Below are 1,279 nucleotides of genomic sequence, written 5' to 3' on the forward strand. Positions count from 1 at the left end.
GGGTTACCGGCCAAAACGTGTGGATAGAACCCCGATCTAGCCGCATGATCACGCGGTAGAACAGACATTGTCATACCCCGGCACCCTTAACTGTGCCGAACTCGTTGAACACCACCCGTTGTCTGCTATGCGATACCAAACTGGTGAAGAACGGCAAGACGGCAGCCGGCAGCCAACGCTGGAAATGCCCTACCTGCGGGGCATCAAGTTCTCGTAACCGTGACGATGTTTCCAAACGCCACCAGCTCCAACGCTTCCTCTCCTGGCTCCTCGGAAAATACTCCCAGCCGGAACTCACGGGTACCCGGACGGGCCGATCATTCCGGCGACAGACGGCCTGGTGCTGGAACATCACCCCGCGCCTGCCCGTGGTCACGATCCCACCGAAGCACGTGATGATCGACGGCACCTACCTCGGTTCCTGGTGCCTGCTCATCGCGACCGATGAGCACCACACCCCGCTCGCCTGGCAATGGTGCTCCACTGAATCCCAAGCCGCTTGGGAAGCGCTCTTGCGACAAATCCCTGCCCCGCTGGTTGTGATCTGTGATGGCGGGAGCGGGGTGCGTGCAGCCCTACGGGAACAATGGCCTGACACGCTCGTGCAGCGCTGCATCTTTCATGTCTGGATGAATCTCAGATCCCACCTCACTCTCCGACCGCGCACCCCCGCAGGCCAGTCGCTGCTTGAGATCGGAAAGCGGCTACGACGTGTCACCGATATTGACGACGCCGTCGCCTGGTTGCAGCAGCTCAACGACTGGCACACCGTATACGGGCACTTGACGCGCGAGCGCACCTACGCGAAACGACGGCTTCGGAACGGCCTATGGGACTCACCCACCGGGAAACGTTGGTGGTATACCCACGACAGGCTCCGCAAGGCGTACAACGTGCTCGCTGAACTGCAACGCCGCGAACACCTCTTCACCTATCTGACCGCGGGAGGCCCGAAGACAACCAGCAGGCTCGAGGGCGGAATCAACGCGATGATCAAGCAGACCCTCCGCCTGCACCGCGGCATGACCGAGGCACATCAGAAGCGGGCCGCCGAGTGGGTTCTCATCGCACGCGCGGGACTGTTGTACACCGCAAGCAGCATGCCGGTGATCGAGAAAAACTCACCCGAGAAGCGCCGGCCGCGTTTCACAGCACCAGACCCAGGGCCCGTACTCTACGACACCGGCCTCGAGGTCAGCGAAGGGCTCTGGCTCCGAAGCGGCTGGGCAGGCAGAGGATGACACGCCCAACGCCATCCACACGTTTTGGCCGGTAACCC

General features: G+C 61.9%; 1 protein-coding gene. It reads left to right on the forward strand.

Annotation, left to right across the window (positions count from 1 at the left end; genetic code table 11):
* Positions 1-92: 92 nt before the first annotated feature.
* A complete protein-coding gene (locus ACFPZL_RS13350) occupies positions 93-1,241 on the forward strand; it encodes an IS1249 family transposase (protein ID WP_268912076.1) in 1,149 nt (382 codons plus the stop codon).
* Positions 1,242-1,279: the final 38 nt, after the last annotated feature.

This window comes from Leucobacter soli (genome assembly GCF_042659205.1).
Lineage (GTDB): Bacteria > Actinomycetota > Actinomycetes > Actinomycetales > Microbacteriaceae > Leucobacter > Leucobacter soli.